Origin of the sequence: Legionella sp. PATHC035, from assembly GCF_026191115.1 — a bacterium.
GTDB lineage: Bacteria > Pseudomonadota > Gammaproteobacteria > Legionellales > Legionellaceae > Legionella.
This window is the reverse complement of the sequence record NZ_JAPHOT010000001.1, coordinates 1,526,245-1,544,649: the sequence shown is the minus strand read 5'-3', so window position 1 is coordinate 1,544,649 and position 18,405 is coordinate 1,526,245. Positions and strand designations below refer to the sequence as shown.

Genomic DNA, 18,405 nt, shown 5'->3' with positions numbered 1-18,405 from the left:
CTATTGAGCAATAGCGGATATGCAGACAATAATGCGGTCAATCGATTAAAATTCGACTGGTTCTATTCAGATATATTAGTCTTTATGAAGGATTAATTTGAATAAAAACTGGGTTTCGCTGCCGCTCAACCCAGACTGCAGTTTTGAAAGGACTCAAAATTATTCTAAAGAATAATTATCAATTAACCGGATCTGATCAATTCGTATTGCAGCAAAACGACGATTTTGATGTTCTTCAACATATTCTACAGCAATCCCTTTTGCAGTTAATTGTTCGGTGATTTGTGCACAGCTGAGCTCCTTTTGTTGAAATAGTGCGGCAAATTGTTCCGCTAAAGCTTTTTGTTCCTTATTGAGTCGATTGTTACGGGAACTGTAGGCCAAACCACTTGCCTCACGAATGGTGGGGCAGGCTTTAATTTCTATATCCATAAAAAAAGCCTGAACCATGCCTTGAATTAACAGGTATTGTTGATAATCTTTTTCACCGAAATAAGCTCTGTGCGGTTTAACCAGGTTGAATAACTTCATTACTATCGTTAATACGCCATTAAAATGGCCTGGCCTATGTTTTCCTTCCATCAGTTGGCAAAGTTGATTTTCGTGTACCTGGTAATGGTATTGATCTGCATACATTGATTGTTCATTAGGAAGAATACAAAAATCAACGCCAGAATCTTCCATAATCTGAAGATCTGCTTCTAAAGTGCGGGGATAATTCTTAAAGTCGTCTGCTTGATTAAATTGCGTCGGATTGACAAATAAACTTGAAACAGTATGTTGATTTTCCTTTTGGCTCGCTAAAAATAAAGAGGCATGCCCTGCATGTAAATTACCCATTGTTGGTGCAAAGCCAAGAGTTAGAGCGGGAGATAATGTTTTACGAAAGCTTATCCATTCATCAAGGTTGTGGAAAATTTGCATAACTTGCTCCTACAGATTTAACCCTATTAGTTAAATGATTCAACACATTTTTAATTAATGTGGTTCAATATAACAATCGCGGTTGTTGAACAACATAAAAGGCACTTATATGCCTTCTATGTCGGATTCTCGTTAATTAAAATGAATGTTCAGCCGTTGGGAAACTCACTTGCTGTACCTGTTGTGCATAGGCATTTAATGCATTCAGGAGAATGTCCTTGCCTTGGATGAATCGTTTAACAAACTTTGGATTAAAGTCAGTTTGTAAACCCAACATATCATGCCAAACAAGGACTTGACCATCAGTATCAGAGCCTGCGCCTATACCAATAGTAGGTATAGCCAATGACTGAGTTATGGTTTGTGCTAATTTTTGGGGTACGCATTCGATGACAAGAGCAAAACAACCAGCGGCCTCTAAATCAAGCGCTTGTTGGATAAGCTTTTCTGCTTGATCTTGATTTTTTCCTTGCACTTTATAGCCACCCAATTGATGAATGGATTGAGGTGTTAAACCGATATGGCCTATAACAGGGATCCCTGCGTTGACCAAATAGGAAATAGTATTACAGGTATCTCTATCTCCTCCTTCAATTTTCACTGCCTGTGCCCCGGCTTGTAATAGGCGCTTTACATGTTCAACAGTTTGAGCCATTGAGGTTTTATGGCTTAAAAAGGGGAGATCACTGATTAAAAATTGCTGTTTTAATCCACGAGCTACAGCTTGAGTATGCAGCGTCATCATCTCGATAGTCGCCATGATGGTTGTTTCATGGCCATGAACTGCCATCGCGACAGAATCGCCAACGAGAACGCAATCAATATTGGATTCAGCTACAATGCAGGCGGATGGATAATCGTAGCAGGTAATCATGGAAATTTTCTGTTTTTCTTCTTTTTTACGTTTAAAATCATGGATCTTCATGATGCTTTACCCCTTAAAAAATTGAAGCAAGCATAATGATGAAAAGCAAGACACACTCTAGGTACCTGTCGCATGGATCAAGTCCTCCAAAAAAGTTAAAAAAAAGTCACTGCCAACAAGGGTCAGTGCATTTCACCTCGTTCTAAACTTACTGAGAAAGTGAAGGAATGAGGTTTAATAGGAGCAGCGAGTTTGCTGACTCACTGGAGCTATCATATTTCAAATTCAGGAAGTTGAGAAGTAGTTGATTTTTTGGACGGTGGTCTAAGCAAAAACAAAAGTGGAAACGCACATAATACCAACCACATCATGAAGCGAAAATCTTGTAAGTAGGCAAGTAATACAGCTTGTTTGGTTACCGTTGCATCAAGAATGGCCAGTCCTTGTGTAGACTGGAGATTAAATACTCCTAGCTCGCTTGCATGGTTTAAACTGATGTTAAATGGAGTAATAAAATGGGCAAAGGCAGAATGATTTGCCTGGGTGTTTTGGGCTAATTTGGTCATGACTATGGAAATACCGATACTGCTGCCGATATTTCTGAGTAAGCTAAATAATGAAGTGCCGTCATTGCGATACTGAGGGGGTAAGCTCGCGAACGTAAGTGTCGATAACGGAACAAAAATAAAACCCAGCCCCAATCCTTGAATAACTCCTGAACAAATGATGTCGCTATTGCTGATGTTCACATTGAATAAGGTCATAAGCCATAAAGAATAATCCGTTAAAATTAATCCCAAACCAATTTGATAACGCGCATCAATTTTTCCAGATAACTTGCTTACGATCATCATCGCCATCATCGTGCCTACTCCTCTAGGAGCTAAGAGTAGGCCTACGTCAATTACCGGATAATTCATTAAACCTTGCATGTATGGCGGTAGTAAGGCCATAGTAGCCAGTAAAATAATGCCAATAATAAAAATAAAAGTCAGGCCTACGCTAAAATTTCGATCTTTAAACATGGATGGATCAATAAAAGGGGTCCTTGACGTGAGTATATGGGCAATAAACAAATACAAGCAGATAAGGGCCACTAATCCCTCAATAATTATTTCATTACTATTTAGCCAATCCAGCGACTCACCGCGGTCAAGAAATAGCTGCAATGAGCCGATTGCAATACTTAAAAAGGCGAATCCCATTAAATCAAAATGTTTTTCAGTTTTTAGCTTATTTTCCTGAAGAAACATCGTCAAACCAATCCAGGCCAGTGCACCGAAGGGCAGATTAATATAAAAGACCCATCGCCAGTTGTAGTATTCAGTAAGCCATCCGCCTAGAGAGGGGCCAAGAATGGGGCCAACCATAACCCCCATACCCCAAATAGCCATTGCCGAACCGTGCTTTTCTGGAGGATTTGAATCTAAAAGTATGGATTGGGATATTGGAATCAAACTGGCGCCACAAATACCTTGAAGTAAACGGAATAACACAATTTGTGACAAACTCTGCGCCGCCCCACAAAGCATGGAGGCTATGGTGAAACCAATTACGGACCAAATAAAAATTCGTTTTCTTCCAAAGCGGTCACCGAGAAATCCCGTCAAAGGGGTGAATATCGCTGCGGCAACAATGTAGGAGGTAAGAACCCAAGAAATTTGTTCTTGAGTTGCGCCCATCCCGCCTTGCATGCGGGGTAAGGCTACATTAGCAATGGTTGTATCCAATGACTGCATTACTGTTGCAAGCATGACCGACAAAGTAATGAATACTCTTTGTGATCCTTGGGGTGCTTGATTTGTTTTAATCATCGAGTTCACTAAATCTATCGTTAAAATGGATTCCGGTTGCTGCGAAATAATGCTGCGTCATATTAAAACGCTCCTCCCCAATGATGGGCGAGGGGCAAGGTGAGGGAATAGAGTAAATACCCTCATCCGCCCTATCTGGCACCTTCTTCCCATGAGGGGAGAAGGGAATGCAGCAGAGCTTGCTTTGCTTATCCGGAGTACATCGGTTAGTTTTAACCCTCTCCTAATTTGGGCAGAGGAGGATTTTTAAATGAATATCTTTTACGTCCTGTATCAATTTCTACCCAGGAACTGAGTCCCGCACGCAGTGGTGGACTGTTCGGGTCAGGTTGCAGCTGGATTCGGACTGCAATGCGTTGAGCAATTTTAACCCAGTTTCCGGTGGCATTTTGCGCCGGAATAATGGAAAACTCCGAACCGGTTGCAGGACTTAAACTTTGGACAATACCTTCCCATTTTTTTCCGGGATAAATATCGATGGTAGTAATTACCTTTTGACCCGGACGGACATAGGTCAACTCTTTTTCAGTAAAGTTTGCTTCAATCCAGGGGTGATCATTAGCAACCAAAGTCATTGTAATTGAGCCTTTACTGACGAATTGTCCATTTTTGGGAGGAGCACTAATGGTTCCTGCTGCTGGAGCTTTAATTTCAGTACGGAGTAGGTCCAATTTTGCTTGTTCATATTCTGCCTTTGCCACTAAATAAGAAGGATGTGACGCTACAGGTTCGTCAATACTGCCTGCAAGGGATGCTGCCAAACTTTGCAAATTATGTTGCGAAGTGACTATCTGTTGTGCCGCAAGTTCCGCACCTTCATTGGCCTCGTCTAAACTGGATAATGAAACAAAATGTTTCTCTGCAAGATCCATCTGACGCTTTTTATTGCGCAGAGAAAAATTATATTTGGTACGAGCCAGCTCTAATTCCGCCTGCTTTTCACGATAATTGGCTTTCATTGCCAAAATATCAATGCGGACTTGAGCTAACTTCGATTCGGCTTTTGTCAATGCCACTTTAAAAGGTTCTGGATCAATGCGATAGAGGAGTTGATCCTTTGTTACACGCTGGTTCTCGATGACAAAAACCTCTTGAACCACACCGGATACCTGCGGGCTTAAAGGAATCATATCCGCTTTGACATAGGCATTGTCAGTAGCCACATAACGGCCACCAAGCAGATAAAGAATTACTCCGATAAGTACAAAAACTGCCGGAATTATAATTAAAAAAATAAAACGTTTGGAAAAAGGGAGGTTTTTAGTTATTGGCGTTGCTTCTTTTTGCTCTTTATGCATTTTGTTCATCTATAATTCGAGTTATCATTCGGGCTTCACGCAGCTGCCTTCTTGGTGTAGCGGATCAGTAAGGTGGATGTGAATACCCTTACTCTAGACCCTCTTCCAGTGAGTGGCAGAGGGGATTTTGTGTTCTTCACCTCAAACCATGAGGAAAGAAAGATTTGCCTTATCCCTATTAGGGAGAAGGTGCCCATCAGGGCGACGAAGGTTATGCCCCCACTTCATAGGCGTAACTGCATGAAATATGTACTTATGATAACAGGTTTTTTATGCAAATCACTGAAAAATTAACTGTCCCAGGTGAACATGCCTTATTTTTGCAGGGAGCTGTTGGGAAATTAGAAGCAGTTTTAACTGTCCCAGAGCAAAATAACTCGGTCTTTATTGCTTTTTTGGGGCATCCTCATTCACTGCAAGGCGGCACGATGAATAATAAAGTGGTTACCACTTTAGCACGTGTTTTTAAAGAGTTAGGTATTCCTTCGTTACGCTTTAATTTTCGCGGAGTAGGGCAATCTGACGGTGATTATGATGCGGGTCTTGGTGAGAGTGAAGATATGCTGGCCTTAGTTCGTGAGTGGCAAAAAGAACAGCCGGAAAAGAAACTTATTTTTGCTGGTTTTTCTTTTGGTTCTTACGTAGCTTATCGAGCCGCGTCACAATCGGATGCACAATTGTTAATTACAGTGGCTCCTGCAATACATCATTATAATTATGGTGAATTTAATCCGGCACCTCATCCCTGGCTTATTGTGCAAGGGGACGAAGATGAGGTAGTTCCTCCCCATTTGGTTTTTGAGTTTGCTGCACAGGCTCATCCTGAACTCCCGGTGATTCGTTTTGCCAATACGGGACATTTTTTTCATGGGAAATTAATCGAGCTCAAAGCTAAACTCATAGAATACATTCATTCTCAGGTTGTTTTATGATGAATTTGATTCGCCAATATGAAGCGGCAATACATCGTGGTGAAATTGATGATGATCCGTTGCAGCGAGAAATATTAGCACAGATGCAATGTCTAGCGGATGAGGTAAAAAAATCGAACTCATCTTGGTTCTATCCCTTCCATAAAACGCGAATTAAAGGGGTGTATCTCTATGGTCCCGTTGGGGTGGGAAAAACGTACTTAATTGATTTATTTTATGATTGTCTTGAAGAGAAAAAGAAAGCACGTTTTCATTTCCATCATTTTATGCAACAAGTTGACTCACAATTAAGACGAGTGCAAGGACAAAAGAATCCGCTTCGCAAAATCGCTAAGGAATTAGCCAAAACAACGCGAGTGCTTTGTTTTGATGAATTTATGGTTCATGACGTTGCTTATGCCATGATTTTAGCGGAATTATTGCAAGCGTTAATTGCGCATGGGGTTATTTTAGTGATTTCTTCGAACATCCCTCCGGATGAGTTGTATCGAAACGGGGTTCATCGAAATCGATTTTTACCTGCCATTACAGCAATTAAAGAGCATTGCGAGGTATTGCATTTAAATGAACAAAGAGATTATCGGGTCGGGAGAGCTCCTTTACTTGATGCTTATTTATTTCCATTGAATGCGCAGACGGCTTTGACTATGGAGAAGCAATTCATGCTGTTAACCAAAGAATTTAAGGAAAATGGTTTTATTACAATCCAAAACCGTGAAATTCCTTATCTTAAGATTGCGGAACAGTCGATTTGGTTTTCTTTTGATATCCTGTGTAATTTGCCTCGTAGCCAATTGGACTACTTGGAACTTGCAGATAAATTCGACACCATTTTTTTAAGTAACATCCCTTCATTAACCGTAAATCATACCTTACAAGCAATTATGTTTATTCACTTTATTGATGTGATGTATGACCGTGGAATCAATATTATTATTTCCGCGGAAGTGGCCGTTGAAGAGTTGTATGTTGAAGGTGAAATGAAAGATACCTTCAAGCGTACATTAAGCCGTTTGCTGGAAATGCAATCGGTGGATTATTTAGCACGTCATCCCAAAAGAAAACTTAAAGAGTTGATTGATGGTAATTCTTAATAGGGGTTTCGGTAGCGGGAGCAAAATTCCCCGAATTCTGCTTCATTTTGCCCAGGCTATAAGTTGATTCAAAATTGAATTAATGTATAATTTTTTTCTTAATTGAGAATGATTCTCGATTTCATTTGTGCTAAGATTAAAATTATTTCACTATTTGCTGTTAGGACATGATAAAAATTACAGAATTAGTACCCGGTGATAAAGTACGATTAACCAGTTTTGGTACAACTGAGATGCAATACAGACGTAGACTTTTGTCTTTGGGCGTGACCTGTGGCACGGAGCTTTTGGTGGTCCGAATTGCTCCCTTAGGATGCCCTATCCAAATTGAAGTCAGAGGAACTGCCTTAACTTTGCGTAAGGACGAAGCGAGTCAATTGATTTTGGAGCGTATATGACTCATGTGTTATTAGTAGGTAATCCTAATTGTGGTAAGACCACCTTATTTAACGCATTAACTGGTGACAACCAGCGAATAGGAAATTGGCCAGGTGTTACGGTTGAAAAGAAAACTGGACAGTTCTTCGTAGGTCAACAACGTATTGAAGTTACGGATTTGCCTGGGGTTTATTCACTAGTGGCGAATGCAGATGGCGTGAGCCAAGATGAACACATCGCTGCCCACTCTGTGGCAACGATGGAGACAGATTGTATTATCAACGTGATTGATGCCTGTCATTTGGAGCGGCATTTATATCTGACTACACAAATTTTGGAATTAGGCAAACCGGTACTGCTCGCACTGAATATGATGGATATCGCTCAGCAACGCGGTATCTCCATAGATATCAATGCCTTGTCGCAACAATTAGGTTGTCCTGTTATTCCCATTCAAGCACATAAAAAAGTTGGGATTCCACAGTTAATGCAGGCACTAACTCACCTGCCTCAAAAGCATATCCCCTGGATACTGCCTATCCCCCAAGCGGTACAACGAACATTGACAACGCTGGAAAACACTTTAGTTCATGAGGGGTATAGCCAATCTCTTGCGTATTATTATGCGCGTAGGATTGCAGAGGGAGATGAGTTGTTATTCGATAAAAAGCTTACCAAAAACTTGCCTTTACTCAACGAAGCAGAGCCTAGTCTGGATATCTTATTAGCGGATGCTCGATATCAGAAAATACATGCAATGGTGACCGCTGTGCAGAAAAAGCGAAGTGATGCCAGTGAGGATTTTACTGCGAAGCTTGATAAGATTATGTTGCATCGTTTTTTTGCCCTCCCTATATTTTTTGCCATGATGTATTTGATGTTTTTATTTGCGATTAATGTAGGTGGTGCGTTTCAGGATTTTTTTGATATCAGTACGGATACGATATTTGTTCAAGGTACTGCCTGGTTATTGCACCAGGTTCATGCCCCTAATTGGCTGATTGCTTTATTGGCCAACGGAGTTGGTAAAGGCATCAATACCACCTTAACGTTTATCCCTGTCATTGCGGCGATGTTCTTCTTTTTATCCCTATTAGAGACCTCAGGATATATGGCCAGAGCAGCTTTTGTTGTCGATAAAGCAATGCGGATGATGGGTTTACCGGGAAAATCTTTTGTACCGATGATCGTTGGTTTTGGTTGCAACGTTCCCGCGATTATGGCAGCGCGAACTCTGGATTCAGAACGTGATCGGTTGCTCACTGTGATGATGAGTCCTTTTATGTCCTGCAGTGCGCGTTTGGCGATTTATGCAGTATTTGTCGCTGCGTTTTTCCCCTCGGGCGGCCAAAATGTCGTGTTTTCTTTGTATCTGGTAGGGATTTTGATGGCGGTATTAACCGGGTTCATCTTGCGCAAATCCACTTTAAAAGGACATGCTTCCCCCTTAATTTTGGAGTTGCCTGCTTATCATAAACCTGCTCTCAAGCGATTATTTAAAGAAACCTTTATGCGATTACGTTTTTTTGTAGTACGGGCGGGGAAATTAATCGTACCTATTTGTGTTCTTTTAGGTGGTTTAAACGCCATTACCTTGGGCGGTGGAATTAACTCAGGCGAAGCCAGTACTCAATCATTGCTTTCTTTGATGGGACAGTGGATTACCCCGCTATTTGCACCTATGGGAATACATCAGGACAATTGGCCGGCAACGGTGGGATTGTTAACGGGTATGTTAGCTAAAGAGGTAGTGGTTGGTACTCTCAATTCACTTTATGCCCAAGTAGGTCATGTAGGTGAACTTGCCGCCGCACATTTTGATTTCTGGGCAGGCATCAAAGCCGCTTTGTGGTCTGTTCCTCAGAATTTAGCTCAACTCGGTTCTGCTTTGACGAATCCTATATTGGCTAGTGCAGCGGATAATCCCGTCTCTCAGTCGGTATATGGAATTATGGCGCAACGTTTTGATGGAAAAATAGGCGCCTATGCCTATCTATTGTTTGTTCTTCTTTATATCCCTTGTGTATCGACAATGGCGGTAATTCGCCAAGAAGCAAATCGAAAATATATGTGGATTTCTGTGGTTTGGTCTTTTGTGATTGCCTATGCCGCCGCAGTTCTATTTTATCAATCTGCCCAGTGGATACAGCGTTCTGAACAAAGTGTTCTCGAGATCATCGTGTTCTTATTGGTTTTAGTGGTTGTTATCGGGTTACGCCAATACACCAAACGAAATATGCGGAGGAATAATGCTGTTGCAAATACGTGATTACATTTGTCGTCAAGGTGTAGTGAGTACCCAGCAGTTGACTCGAGAGTTTCGTTTGGATCTTCAAGCATTACAGCCTATGCTTGATTTATGGATTGGTAAGGGGGTAATACGTAAATGCCAGGAAAAAGCAAATTGCCAAAGTACATGCTTTAAATGTCATTCTAATGCACCCGAATACTATCAATTTATTTAGGTTTTTTTGCAATTCGATTCATCCGGTCTTGTCATCCCTCGTTGTACATCGGGATGTTGTGTCTACTCTTGCTGGTTACATTTTTTTACAAGTTTTTTACTTCAGCAGATTTAACTTTCGTGCTCATTCATAAAATTTGGGCTAATATAACCATATAAGCTTGATTTATATGTGGTATGCAAATGGCTGATGAACCAGGTTTCCCTACTGCTGATGAAAACCCAGAGTATCTTGAAGATTTGGATAACATTGATAACGAGAACAGTCTCGACTTGCGTAAGCTGCAAATGGAAGAGGATTTAAATGATCCGATAACCTTAGTGGAGCGCGTCTATCAAATCTGGTGGCGTTGGGCTGATTTTGAACTTTATATTGTGTCTCCAACTATAGAGCCTATTTCTCCTCCTGCATTAATCAAACCAGAAATAATTGCAGGGACACAAGAGTTGGAATTTGTGTATTCTATTCTTGATGCGGGATCAAAATTGTCTACTTCCAAAAGTGAAGAAATGTTTTCCGCAGGCATGTCGATGTATAAGCTCTATATGACTATCGAAAAAATGATCTTTATACTGGTTGAGCGTCTGAAAGAGGAAGGTATTGATAAAGAAACAGAAGTGCAAGTTTCCTTTGGCGGACATTTGCTTCCCCAAAGAAAAGCCTTTGAATCAATTATTAATTTACCCTATAACGTGGTAGTCACTAACTTTGATCCCGGTGAATGGGGTGAGCGTTATTTACAAATTGTCAAACAAAATGCGGATAAATACGGATATCCACTTGAGGCCCCGCGTGATACCTATAAGCAGCCTAGAACATCTACGATGCGGCCTAAATAAAAAAAAGCCTCCATTCAAAGGGGGCTTTTGTTCCTATTCAAACTAAGAAAATCACAGTTCGGCTTTTAGTGAAGGAGCCTCTTCGATTTTACCGCAGTGTGCTTTAATGAAATCAACACGGCCTATTAATTCTTTATTATCACCTAAAATTTGTTTTAAGGACTGCACGACATCAAGTACGGCTCTGTTTCTTGCATTTTCATCATGCTCTTGAGCAGTTGTGCGTTTTACTTGCGTAAGGACATTTTTCACCCCTTTCACTTGAGCACTAAATAAACTACTTCCTATAAACGAATGATCAACATAATCTTGAAGTATGGCTTGGGTTAGTGCTAAAGGATCTTTTCCCAAATTATTTTGATGGATTAACTCACAAGCCAGATAATTGGCAATTTCATGATGTCCTGTACGTTTTGCTTCTTTCATTGCTCTTTTAATATTACTCGCATTAGGCATATTTTCTTGAGACAAATTACAAAGCTGTTTCACTGCATCATATTGCCCTGCTTGTACCGCTGAAAAGAGCAGGTTACCGGCCATTTTCCAATCAGGCTCATGATGATTTAACAGTTTCATAAAAACTGGCCAATCATTATGACTTGCCGCGACTCTTAAGGTAAAACTGATTGCAATCTGAGATGGTTTTGTTACCCTGTCGCTTTCAAGATAATCAAAAACTGAATCCCAATCCTCTTTTTTCATTTTATCTTTGATCAAGTTCGTAAATTCGTTATCGCATAAATTTTGATTATACTTTTTATGTTCAGCCAGTGCTTTTGTAACAAGTTTTGCACTAGGTTGCGGTAGCCCTTTGGGTATATTTCATAATAACGTGATAATTCCCCATTGCTTATTAATTCGCTCACCTGGCTCTGCTTCCTTGGAGGTTGCTGTCTTTAATGCACTTTCTGATGCTTTATCGAGAGTTTCTGGTTGAATTTTCTGAATTTGATTTATATCATTAATAATAACTTTTACCGTTTTAACCAGACCTTTTGAGACACAATAAGTCAACCGTTCATTTGGATCGTTAGAGATAGCCATAATTGATGTCCAATACAATGAATGTATATTAATTATACCAATAAAATAACAAGTTGATAAAAATGTAACCAATGAAATATTTTTTATTATTAATTTTAAGAGCTTATCGAGTAGCAAGAGCCTTTTAGAGAATAGAGATAACCGACAAATATATTTGATTTAGAGATAGACAAGTTACATTTTGATTAGAATCCATGCCGACTTAATCTTGCGCGATAACAACAGAGTGCTATACTTCGCATTTGTGCTTTATTTAATTAACTTTTCTAATTAAGGAAGAAACTCACAGTGAACAAAAAAAGACCCGTTAATCTGGATTTGGGTAGTTTAAATTATCCCCCTATGGCGATAGCGTCCATTTTACATAGGATCTCAGGGGTAGTTTTATTTTTACTGTTACCCATAATGCTTTATATTTTTGGCCAATCAATGCAATCTGAAGAAGCCTTTACACAAGTGAAAAGTTTGTTGTCTCATCCTGCTTACAAAATGATCTTGTGGGCATTTGGTGCGGCAATGATTTATCACATACTGGCAGGGATTAGACATCTTTTGATGGATATGGGGTTTGGTGAGCATCTTAATGCTGGTCGGCGTTCCGCTGTTTTAGTCATTATTCTTGCCATTATTTTGTCAATTTTTCTAGGAATCTGGATATGGTAAATAATGTCACCAGCTTAACAGGTAATGGGCTAAAGGATTGGTTGATTCAACGAGTCACCGCGGTTTATTTTGCTGTTTATTCTTTCTTTATTATTGGATTTTTGTTATTGCATCCTGAACTAGGTTTTGCACAATGGCATGCTCTTTTTTCCAATACTTTAGTTCGGATCGCATCACTTATTGCATTGTTTGCTCTCTCATTGCATGCATGGATAGGTATTTGGACAGTAACTACCGATTATATGAAGTGTACTGCTCTGCGTTTATCAGTACAAATGTTAGTCGTTTTATGGCTCCTGAGTCAATTTACTTGGGGCTTAATGATCCTTTGGGGGCGGTAGCATGGCAATTGCACGTAACACATTTGATGCAGTAATTATTGGCGCAGGCGGAGCTGGAATGCGGGCTGCGCTGCAGATGGCAAATTCTGGTTTGAAAGTTGCTCTCTTATCCAAAGTATTTCCAACCCGGTCACATACGGTATCAGCCCAAGGCGGGATTACTTGTGCCTTAGGAAATGCCCATGAGGATGATTGGCGTTGGCATATGTACGATACCGTGAAGGGTGCTGATTATATCGGCGACCAGGATTCGATTGAGTACCTCTGTAAAACAGGCCCAGAAGCTGTCTATGAACTCGAACATATGGGCTTGCCTTTTTCTCGCATGGATAACGGACGAATCTATCAACGCCAATTTGGTGGCCAATCAAAAAATTTTGGTGGCGAACAAGCTGCCCGCACTTGTGCTGCAGCAGATAGAACAGGACACGCTTTACTTCATACCCTGTATCAACAAAATTTAAAAGCCAAAACACATGTATTCAGTGAATGGTATGCTCTTGATCTCGTTAAAGATGCTCATGGTCACATATCTGGTGTAACGGCAATGTGTATTGAGACAGGAGAAGTAGTATTTTTCCAATCCCGGGTATGTATTTTAGCAACCGGGGGCGCAGGCCGTATTTATCAATCCACAACCAATGCGTTCATTAATACTGGGGATGGTTTTGGTATGGCCCTTAGAGCCGGTATTCCTTTGCAAGATATGGAAATGTGGCAATTCCATCCCACCGGTATTGCTGGGGCTGGTGTTTTAGTGACTGAAGGTTGTCGTGGTGAGGGTGGTTATTTAATTAATAAAGACGGTGAACGTTTTATGGAACGTTATGCACCTCGGGTTAAGGATCTTGCTTCTCGCGATGTCGTTGCCCGCTCTATGGCTCTCGAAATACGTGCAGGTAAAGGTTTTGATCCAAAAGGGGTTGATCACGTTAAATTAAAATTGGATCATCTGGGGGCCGATCTTATTAAGTCGCGTTTACCAGGAATACGTGAATTATCGATGAAATTTGCTGGAGTTGACCCAATCATTGAGCCGATCCCTGTTGTTCCTACATGCCACTACAGTATGGGCGGAATACCAACGAATATGTATGGTCAAGTGCTTACTAAAACGAATGGCGTCGAGCATGTCGTTGATGGGTTATATGCGGTAGGAGAATGTGCTTGTGTTTCGGTCCATGGTGCGAACCGTCTAGGTGGTAATTCGTTACTGGACTTAGTTGTATTTGGTCGGGCAGCTGGATTGCACGTTGAAGAGTTATGGCTCGCAAATCAATTGCCTGAACTGACTTATATCAGTGACGATGATCTTGCGCCATCGTTACATCGCTTTAATCGTTGGAATGATTCAACAGAAGGCGAAAGCCCTGCTGTGATTCATGATGAAATGCAACGTGTCATGCAAGAAGACTTTGGTGTATTCCGCACCGGTGAAGTGATGGCCTCTGGCTTAAAACGGTTACAAGCTTTACGTGAGCGATTGGCCCATGCCAAATTAGAAGATAAAAGCAAGATCTTTAATACAGAACGAGTCAGTGCCTTAGAGTTGGATAATTTAATGGCAACTGCATACGCAACAGCGCAGTCTGCAATTGTTCGTACTGAAAGTCGTGGGGCTCATAGCCGTGAGGATTACCCAAAACGTGATGATGAGAACTGGATTAAACATACGCTCTATTTTGAGGAAGGTGAGAAAATTGATTTTCGTCCAGTTAATGCATCACCTAAGCATGTCGAGCCTTTTGCGCCGAAAGAACGCGTTTACTAAAGAGGATAGATTACATGGCAGATAGTAAAAAATTGACCCTATCAATATATCGCTATAATCCTGAGGTGGATGCTAAGCCTTATATGAAAGATTATGAGCTGGAGATCCCGGTTAAAAGTGATCCCATGTTGCTTACCTTGCTTGAGCGTTTAAAGGCAGAGCAGGATCCCTCTCTAACCTACAGACGCTCATGCCGTGAGGGCGTATGCGGTTCAGATGGCATGAATATTAATGGAACCAATGCCTTGGCATGCATTACCCACGTGTCTCAATTGAAAACCGACAAAATTGTGATTCGACCCTTGCCTGGATTTCCTGTAATCCGTGATTTGGCTGTTGATATGTCCCAGTTTTATCAACAGTATGAGCGCATTGAACCCTATTTACAAAATGATGGAGTTGCACCAGCTCGTGAGCGCTTACAATCTCCAGAGGAACGTGCACAGCTTGATGGATTATATGAATGTATTTTATGTGCGTGTTGTAGCAGTTCATGTCCTTCATATTGGTGGAATCCAGAAAAATATGTAGGGCCTGCCGGATTATTACAGGCAAGACGATTTTTAGCAGACAGTCGTGATACCGCAACAGCGCATCGCTTGGATAAATTGCAAGATCCATTTAGTGTGTTCCGTTGCCGAAGCGTCATGAATTGTACCAGTGTCTGCCCGAAAGGTCTCAATCCCATGAAAGCAATTGCTGAGATTCGCCAGCAAATGCTGACAAAAGAAACCTAACGGTACTTTGTCATGATTAATGGTACTTGGTAAAAGTCATTAAAAAATAGGAATATTTAATTCTCTAAAATGAGAATTATCCTGAAATGATCTCGAAACCAGAATAAGGATGGATCCCCGCTCTTGCGGGGATAGCTGTTTTATCCACGGGGATGAGTGGAATAGCCAATTTAAGTAAGGGCTCAGGTCTCCTATGTTAAGATGTATTCGAACGGTTGGATTTGAGCGCAGGTTGTGAGAAAATTTTTCTGATAAGCGCAGCACAATCAGTTTGCGCGTTGATCAGCAGAATGGTCTTGCTCCATGTGTCGAATAGGGTCGTTCCCTGATAGGGGCTGAGTACTTACCAGTTTAATGGTGGTAGTGATTAATACCCCTTTGGAGAAAATGAAAATGAGCAGTTCCGATCTGCAAAAAGAATGGGCTTCCTCCTATTTATCTGGCGGAAGTATGGCATATGTTGATAGCCTATATGAAGATTATCTTGCTGATCCTAGTTCGGTTTCATCGGATTGGCGAGCAGTATTTAGTGCTTTGCCCATGGTTAATGGTGCTGAAAAGGAACGTTCTCACAGAGAGATACGCGACTATTTTTTGCAGAACGCAGATAAAAAAGCAATACCGGTAATCCAATCTTCAGATAGCCAACAATTTCGCATTGCAGATTTAATTAATTCATACCGCGCATTAGGACATCATGCCGCTAAACTTGATCCTCTCGAAATGACCGAGCGTACTCCAGTACCCGCATTGGAATTAGAGTATCACCACTTATCGGATGTTGATCGAAGCCGTAAATTTTTTGCAGGCACTAAATTTAATGGTCCAGAAATGACTCTGGATGAAATATACCGCGCACTGCGGGAAACATATTGCGGCAGTATTGGTATTGAGTACATGCACATTTCTAATACCGAAGAGGTTGAATGGATCCAAGAGCGGATGGAGTCTGTGCGTGGCCGCTTGAAACTGGATGCAACCAAAAAACGACAAATTTTAAAAGACTTAATTGCTGCAGACGGGTTAGAGCGTTATTTAGGTACACGCTATGTGGGACAAAAACGATTCTCTCTTGAAGGGGGCGATTCGTTAATTCCCATGATGAAAGAGCTCATTGAGTGCTCTGGAAGAGATAATGTTAAGGAAGTGGTCATCGGTATGGCTCATCGTGGCCGTTTGAATGTGCTGGTTAATGTGTTAGGTAAAGAACCGAACCAGCTTTTTCAAGAATTTGAAGGGAAAATCAAATATGAACGCACTGGTGATGTGAAATATCATTTAGGGTTTTCTTCAGATATAAAAACAGGTTCAGGCTCCGTAGTGCATTTGGCTTTGGCCTTCAATCCCTCGCACTTGGAAATTATTGGCCCCGTAGTCGAAGGGTCAGTACGTTCTCGTTTAGGCCGACGCAATGATTTAGTGAAAAAGGAAAAAGTTGTCCCTGTGGTTATTCATGGTGATGCGGCATTCGCTGGCCAAGGCGTTGTGATGGAAACGTTTAATTTCTCTCAAGCACGTGGTTATTGTACTGGCGGTACAGTGCACATTGTGATTAACAACCAAATAGGCTTTACTACCAGCAATCCTTTGGATGCACGTTCTACTTTGTATTGCACCGATGTTGCGAAAATGGTGCAGGCACCGGTTATTCACGTGAATGGTGATGATCCTGAAGCAGTGGTATTTGCGACTAAATTAGCGTTTGATTTCAGAATGAAATTTAAACGAGATGTGGTTGTTGATTTGGTTTGTTATCGTCGTCATGGTCATAATGAGGCAGATGAGCCAGCAGTAACTCAACCGTCCATGTACCGAAAAATTAAATCCATGCGTCCATTACGCGAAATTTATGCCGAACAACTCATTCAAGAGGGAATAGTTACCAGCAAAGAGTTTGAAGAATTAGTCGATGCTTATCGTGACTCTTTGGATCAAGGTAAGGCAGTGGTGGATTTAGTTCATGGAGATTATGAGGGGAAATATGCAGTAGATTGGACCCCTTATATGAATGCAAAATGGACAGATAAAGTCGATACCACTATCTCTAAAGAGAACTTAGCTCAATTAGCGAAACAATTAAACGAACTGCCGGAGGGATTTTCCTTACACCCAGTAGTACAGCGCTTGTTAAATGAGCGTGATAAAATGACTGCCGGTGAGTTACCGATGAACTGGGGTTATGCTGAAATTATGGCCTATGCCAGCCTAGTTCAAGAAGGTTATGGTGTGCGTTTGTCGGGCCAAGACTCTGGAAGAGGAACTTTTGCTCATCGACATGCGGTATTACATGATGTCGAGACAGGCGAGACGTGTGTTCCTTTGGAGAAAATAACCAATGAACTCAATCGACCTTTTTCTGTAATCGATTCAGTGCTTTCAGAAGAAGCCGTGTTAGCTTTTGAATATGGTTTTTCAGCTTCTGCTCCGAATTTCTTGGTGCTTTGGGAAGCTCAATTTGGTGATTTTGCCAACGGCGCACAGGTTGTTATCGATCAGTTCATTAGTTCTGGTGAACAAAAATGGGGGCGTTTATGCGGTCTGGTGATGTTATTACCCCATGGCTATGAAGGACAAGGTCCTGAGCATTCATCTGCACGCCTGGAGCGATACATGCAGCTTTGTGCTCAGCATAATATGCAAGTGTGTACGCCAACTACACCAGCCCAAATTTTCCATTTATTAAGAAGACAAGTTATTCGTAATTTCCGAAAGCCATTAATTGTAATGACTCCCAAGAGCCTGTTACGTCATAAACTGGCAGTTTCTCCTTTAGACGACTTATTTAACGGTAAGTTCCATACGATTATTCCGGAAATTGATGCACTGGATGCAAAAAAAGTGACTAAGGTAGTGCTGTGCTGTGGAAAGGTTTATTATGATTTACTGCAAATGCGTCGCGATAAAGAATTAAATCACGTGGCCATCGTGCGAATCGAACAATTATATCCGTTTCCTAAAAAGGCACTGTCGACTGAGCTCAATAAATATCCTCAGGCCAAGCAAGTGATTTGGTGTCAGGAAGAACCACAAAATCAGGGAGTATGGTTCTCTTCTCAGCATAACATAGTAGATTGTTTGCTTCCTGAACAAACCTTGCACTATGCCGGAAGAGAGTTTGCTGCTGCACCTGCTGTAGGAAGTCCCGCACTGCATGCACAGCAGCAACAAGCTTTAGTTGAGCAAGCTTTATTGGGCTGAATTTGAGTTATCGTGGTCTGAGATAAACAATTTTTTTTAACT

The 18,405-nt window shown here is 41.2% G+C and carries 17 protein-coding genes; 11 read left to right on the top strand and 6 right to left on the bottom strand.

What is annotated here, in order from left to right:
- Positions 1 to 159: 159 nt before the first annotated feature.
- The 4 genes from panC to OQJ13_RS06815 form a co-directional block, all read right to left on the bottom strand.
- A complete protein-coding gene (gene panC / locus OQJ13_RS06830; protein WP_265710106.1) occupies positions 160 to 924 on the bottom strand; it encodes a pantoate--beta-alanine ligase in 765 nt (254 codons plus the stop codon).
- 136 nt (positions 925 to 1,060) lie between these two features.
- Positions 1,061 to 1,849, bottom strand: a complete 789-nt coding sequence (panB, locus tag OQJ13_RS06825) for a 3-methyl-2-oxobutanoate hydroxymethyltransferase (RefSeq protein WP_265710104.1) — start codon at positions 1,847 to 1,849, stop codon at positions 1,061 to 1,063.
- 212 nt (positions 1,850 to 2,061) lie between these two features.
- Positions 2,062 to 3,603, bottom strand: coding sequence for a DHA2 family efflux MFS transporter permease subunit (locus OQJ13_RS06820; RefSeq protein ID WP_265710103.1), 1,542 nt, complete (start codon positions 3,601 to 3,603; stop codon positions 2,062 to 2,064).
- A gap of 212 nt (positions 3,604 to 3,815) precedes the next feature.
- On the bottom strand, positions 3,816 to 4,901 hold the full coding sequence (locus tag OQJ13_RS06815) for an HlyD family secretion protein (protein ID WP_265710102.1): 1,086 nt from the start codon (positions 4,899 to 4,901) through the stop codon (positions 3,816 to 3,818).
- A gap of 272 nt (positions 4,902 to 5,173) precedes the next feature.
- Here OQJ13_RS06815 and OQJ13_RS06810 point away from each other — a divergent pair, with 272 nt between their 5' ends.
- The 6 genes from OQJ13_RS06810 to OQJ13_RS06785 all read left to right on the top strand — a co-directional run bounded on the left by OQJ13_RS06810 (position 5,174) and on the right by OQJ13_RS06785 (position 10,609).
- Positions 5,174 to 5,833, top strand: coding sequence for an alpha/beta hydrolase (locus OQJ13_RS06810; protein WP_265710101.1), 660 nt, complete (start codon positions 5,174 to 5,176; stop codon positions 5,831 to 5,833).
- Complete coding sequence (gene zapE, locus OQJ13_RS06805; RefSeq protein WP_265711906.1) at positions 5,833 to 6,927, top strand: cell division protein ZapE; 1,095 nt, start codon at positions 5,833 to 5,835, stop codon at positions 6,925 to 6,927. Before OQJ13_RS06810 ends, zapE begins: the two co-directional genes overlap by 1 nt.
- 167 nt (positions 6,928 to 7,094) lie before the next feature.
- Positions 7,095 to 7,325 carry a FeoA family protein gene (locus OQJ13_RS06800; protein ID WP_035900703.1) on the top strand — a complete coding sequence of 77 codons (231 nt, stop codon included), beginning with the start codon at positions 7,095 to 7,097 and terminating at the stop codon, positions 7,323 to 7,325.
- A complete protein-coding gene (gene feoB, locus OQJ13_RS06795; protein ID WP_265710100.1) occupies positions 7,322 to 9,574 on the top strand; it encodes a Fe(2+) transporter permease subunit FeoB in 2,253 nt (750 codons plus the stop codon). Before OQJ13_RS06800 ends, feoB begins: the two co-directional genes overlap by 4 nt.
- Entirely contained in the window at positions 9,555 to 9,770 is a 216-nt protein-coding gene (locus OQJ13_RS06790; RefSeq protein WP_265710099.1) for a FeoC-like transcriptional regulator, read from the top strand. The genes feoB and OQJ13_RS06790 overlap by 20 nt, the downstream gene beginning before the upstream one ends.
- A 182-nt stretch (positions 9,771 to 9,952) precedes the next feature.
- Positions 9,953 to 10,609: a virulence factor gene (locus tag OQJ13_RS06785; protein WP_265710098.1), complete on the top strand. Its 657-nt coding sequence runs from the start codon at positions 9,953 to 9,955 to the stop codon at positions 10,607 to 10,609.
- Positions 10,610 to 10,660: 51 nt separating this feature from the next.
- Here the strand turns inward: OQJ13_RS06785 and OQJ13_RS06780 are convergent, their stop codons facing one another.
- Both OQJ13_RS06780 and OQJ13_RS06775 read right to left on the bottom strand, forming a co-directional pair.
- The gene (locus OQJ13_RS06780) at positions 10,661 to 11,311 is read right to left on the bottom strand and encodes a hypothetical protein (protein ID WP_265710097.1); all 651 of its coding nucleotides are present in this window, start codon (positions 11,309 to 11,311) and stop codon (positions 10,661 to 10,663) included.
- Positions 11,312 to 11,431: 120 nt separating this feature from the next.
- Complete coding sequence (locus OQJ13_RS06775; RefSeq protein ID WP_265710095.1) at positions 11,432 to 11,653, bottom strand: hypothetical protein; 222 nt, start codon at positions 11,651 to 11,653, stop codon at positions 11,432 to 11,434.
- Between the two features lie 288 nt (positions 11,654 to 11,941).
- On the opposite strand from OQJ13_RS06775, the gene sdhC reads away from it, so the two are divergent.
- From sdhC to OQJ13_RS06750, 5 genes are all read left to right on the top strand, one after another.
- Positions 11,942 to 12,316 carry a succinate dehydrogenase, cytochrome b556 subunit gene (gene sdhC / locus OQJ13_RS06770; protein ID WP_265710094.1) on the top strand — a complete coding sequence of 125 codons (375 nt, stop codon included), beginning with the start codon at positions 11,942 to 11,944 and terminating at the stop codon, positions 12,314 to 12,316.
- Positions 12,310 to 12,657: a succinate dehydrogenase, hydrophobic membrane anchor protein gene (sdhD, locus tag OQJ13_RS06765; protein WP_028380758.1), complete on the top strand. Its 348-nt coding sequence runs from the start codon at positions 12,310 to 12,312 to the stop codon at positions 12,655 to 12,657. The genes sdhC and sdhD overlap by 7 nt, the downstream gene beginning before the upstream one ends.
- Before the next feature lies 1 nt (position 12,658).
- Positions 12,659 to 14,428, top strand: coding sequence for a succinate dehydrogenase flavoprotein subunit (gene sdhA / locus OQJ13_RS06760; RefSeq protein WP_265710093.1), 1,770 nt, complete (start codon positions 12,659 to 12,661; stop codon positions 14,426 to 14,428).
- A 14-nt stretch (positions 14,429 to 14,442) separates the two neighbouring features.
- Entirely contained in the window at positions 14,443 to 15,165 is a 723-nt protein-coding gene (locus OQJ13_RS06755; RefSeq protein ID WP_265710091.1) for a succinate dehydrogenase iron-sulfur subunit, read from the top strand.
- Positions 15,166 to 15,558: 393 nt separating this feature from the next.
- Positions 15,559 to 18,363 (top strand): 2-oxoglutarate dehydrogenase E1 component, encoded by a 2,805-nt coding sequence (locus tag OQJ13_RS06750; RefSeq protein ID WP_265710090.1) that lies wholly within the window; start codon positions 15,559 to 15,561, stop codon positions 18,361 to 18,363.
- The last annotated feature ends 42 nt before the right edge of the window (positions 18,364 to 18,405 follow it).

What these genes read in the sequence shown, in the direction of transcription:
- OQJ13_RS06785 (WP_265710098.1), top strand. Translation starts at nt 9,953, where the DNA reads ATGGCTGATGAACCAGGTTTCCCTACTGCTGATGAAAACCCAGAGTAT.
- panC (WP_265710106.1), bottom strand. Translation starts at nt 924, where the DNA reads ATGCAAATTTTCCACAACCTTGATGAATGGATAAGCTTTCGTAAAACA.
- feoB (WP_265710100.1), top strand. Translation starts at nt 7,322, where the DNA reads ATGACTCATGTGTTATTAGTAGGTAATCCTAATTGTGGTAAGACCACC.
- sdhA (WP_265710093.1), top strand. Translation starts at nt 12,659, where the DNA reads ATGGCAATTGCACGTAACACATTTGATGCAGTAATTATTGGCGCAGGC.
- sdhD (WP_028380758.1), top strand. Translation starts at nt 12,310, where the DNA reads ATGGTAAATAATGTCACCAGCTTAACAGGTAATGGGCTAAAGGATTGG.
- OQJ13_RS06780 (WP_265710097.1), bottom strand. Translation starts at nt 11,311, where the DNA reads ATGAAAAAAGAGGATTGGGATTCAGTTTTTGATTATCTTGAAAGCGAC.
- OQJ13_RS06790 (WP_265710099.1), top strand. Translation starts at nt 9,555, where the DNA reads ATGCTGTTGCAAATACGTGATTACATTTGTCGTCAAGGTGTAGTGAGT.
- OQJ13_RS06775 (WP_265710095.1), bottom strand. Translation starts at nt 11,653, where the DNA reads ATGGCTATCTCTAACGATCCAAATGAACGGTTGACTTATTGTGTCTCA.
- OQJ13_RS06755 (WP_265710091.1), top strand. Translation starts at nt 14,443, where the DNA reads ATGGCAGATAGTAAAAAATTGACCCTATCAATATATCGCTATAATCCT.
- zapE (WP_265711906.1), top strand. Translation starts at nt 5,833, where the DNA reads ATGAATTTGATTCGCCAATATGAAGCGGCAATACATCGTGGTGAAATT.
- OQJ13_RS06820 (WP_265710103.1), bottom strand. Translation starts at nt 3,603, where the DNA reads ATGATTAAAACAAATCAAGCACCCCAAGGATCACAAAGAGTATTCATT.
- OQJ13_RS06800 (WP_035900703.1), top strand. Translation starts at nt 7,095, where the DNA reads ATGATAAAAATTACAGAATTAGTACCCGGTGATAAAGTACGATTAACC.
- OQJ13_RS06815 (WP_265710102.1), bottom strand. Translation starts at nt 4,901, where the DNA reads ATGCATAAAGAGCAAAAAGAAGCAACGCCAATAACTAAAAACCTCCCT.
- panB (WP_265710104.1), bottom strand. Translation starts at nt 1,849, where the DNA reads ATGAAGATCCATGATTTTAAACGTAAAAAAGAAGAAAAACAGAAAATT.
- OQJ13_RS06750 (WP_265710090.1), top strand. Translation starts at nt 15,559, where the DNA reads ATGAGCAGTTCCGATCTGCAAAAAGAATGGGCTTCCTCCTATTTATCT.
- OQJ13_RS06810 (WP_265710101.1), top strand. Translation starts at nt 5,174, where the DNA reads ATGCAAATCACTGAAAAATTAACTGTCCCAGGTGAACATGCCTTATTT.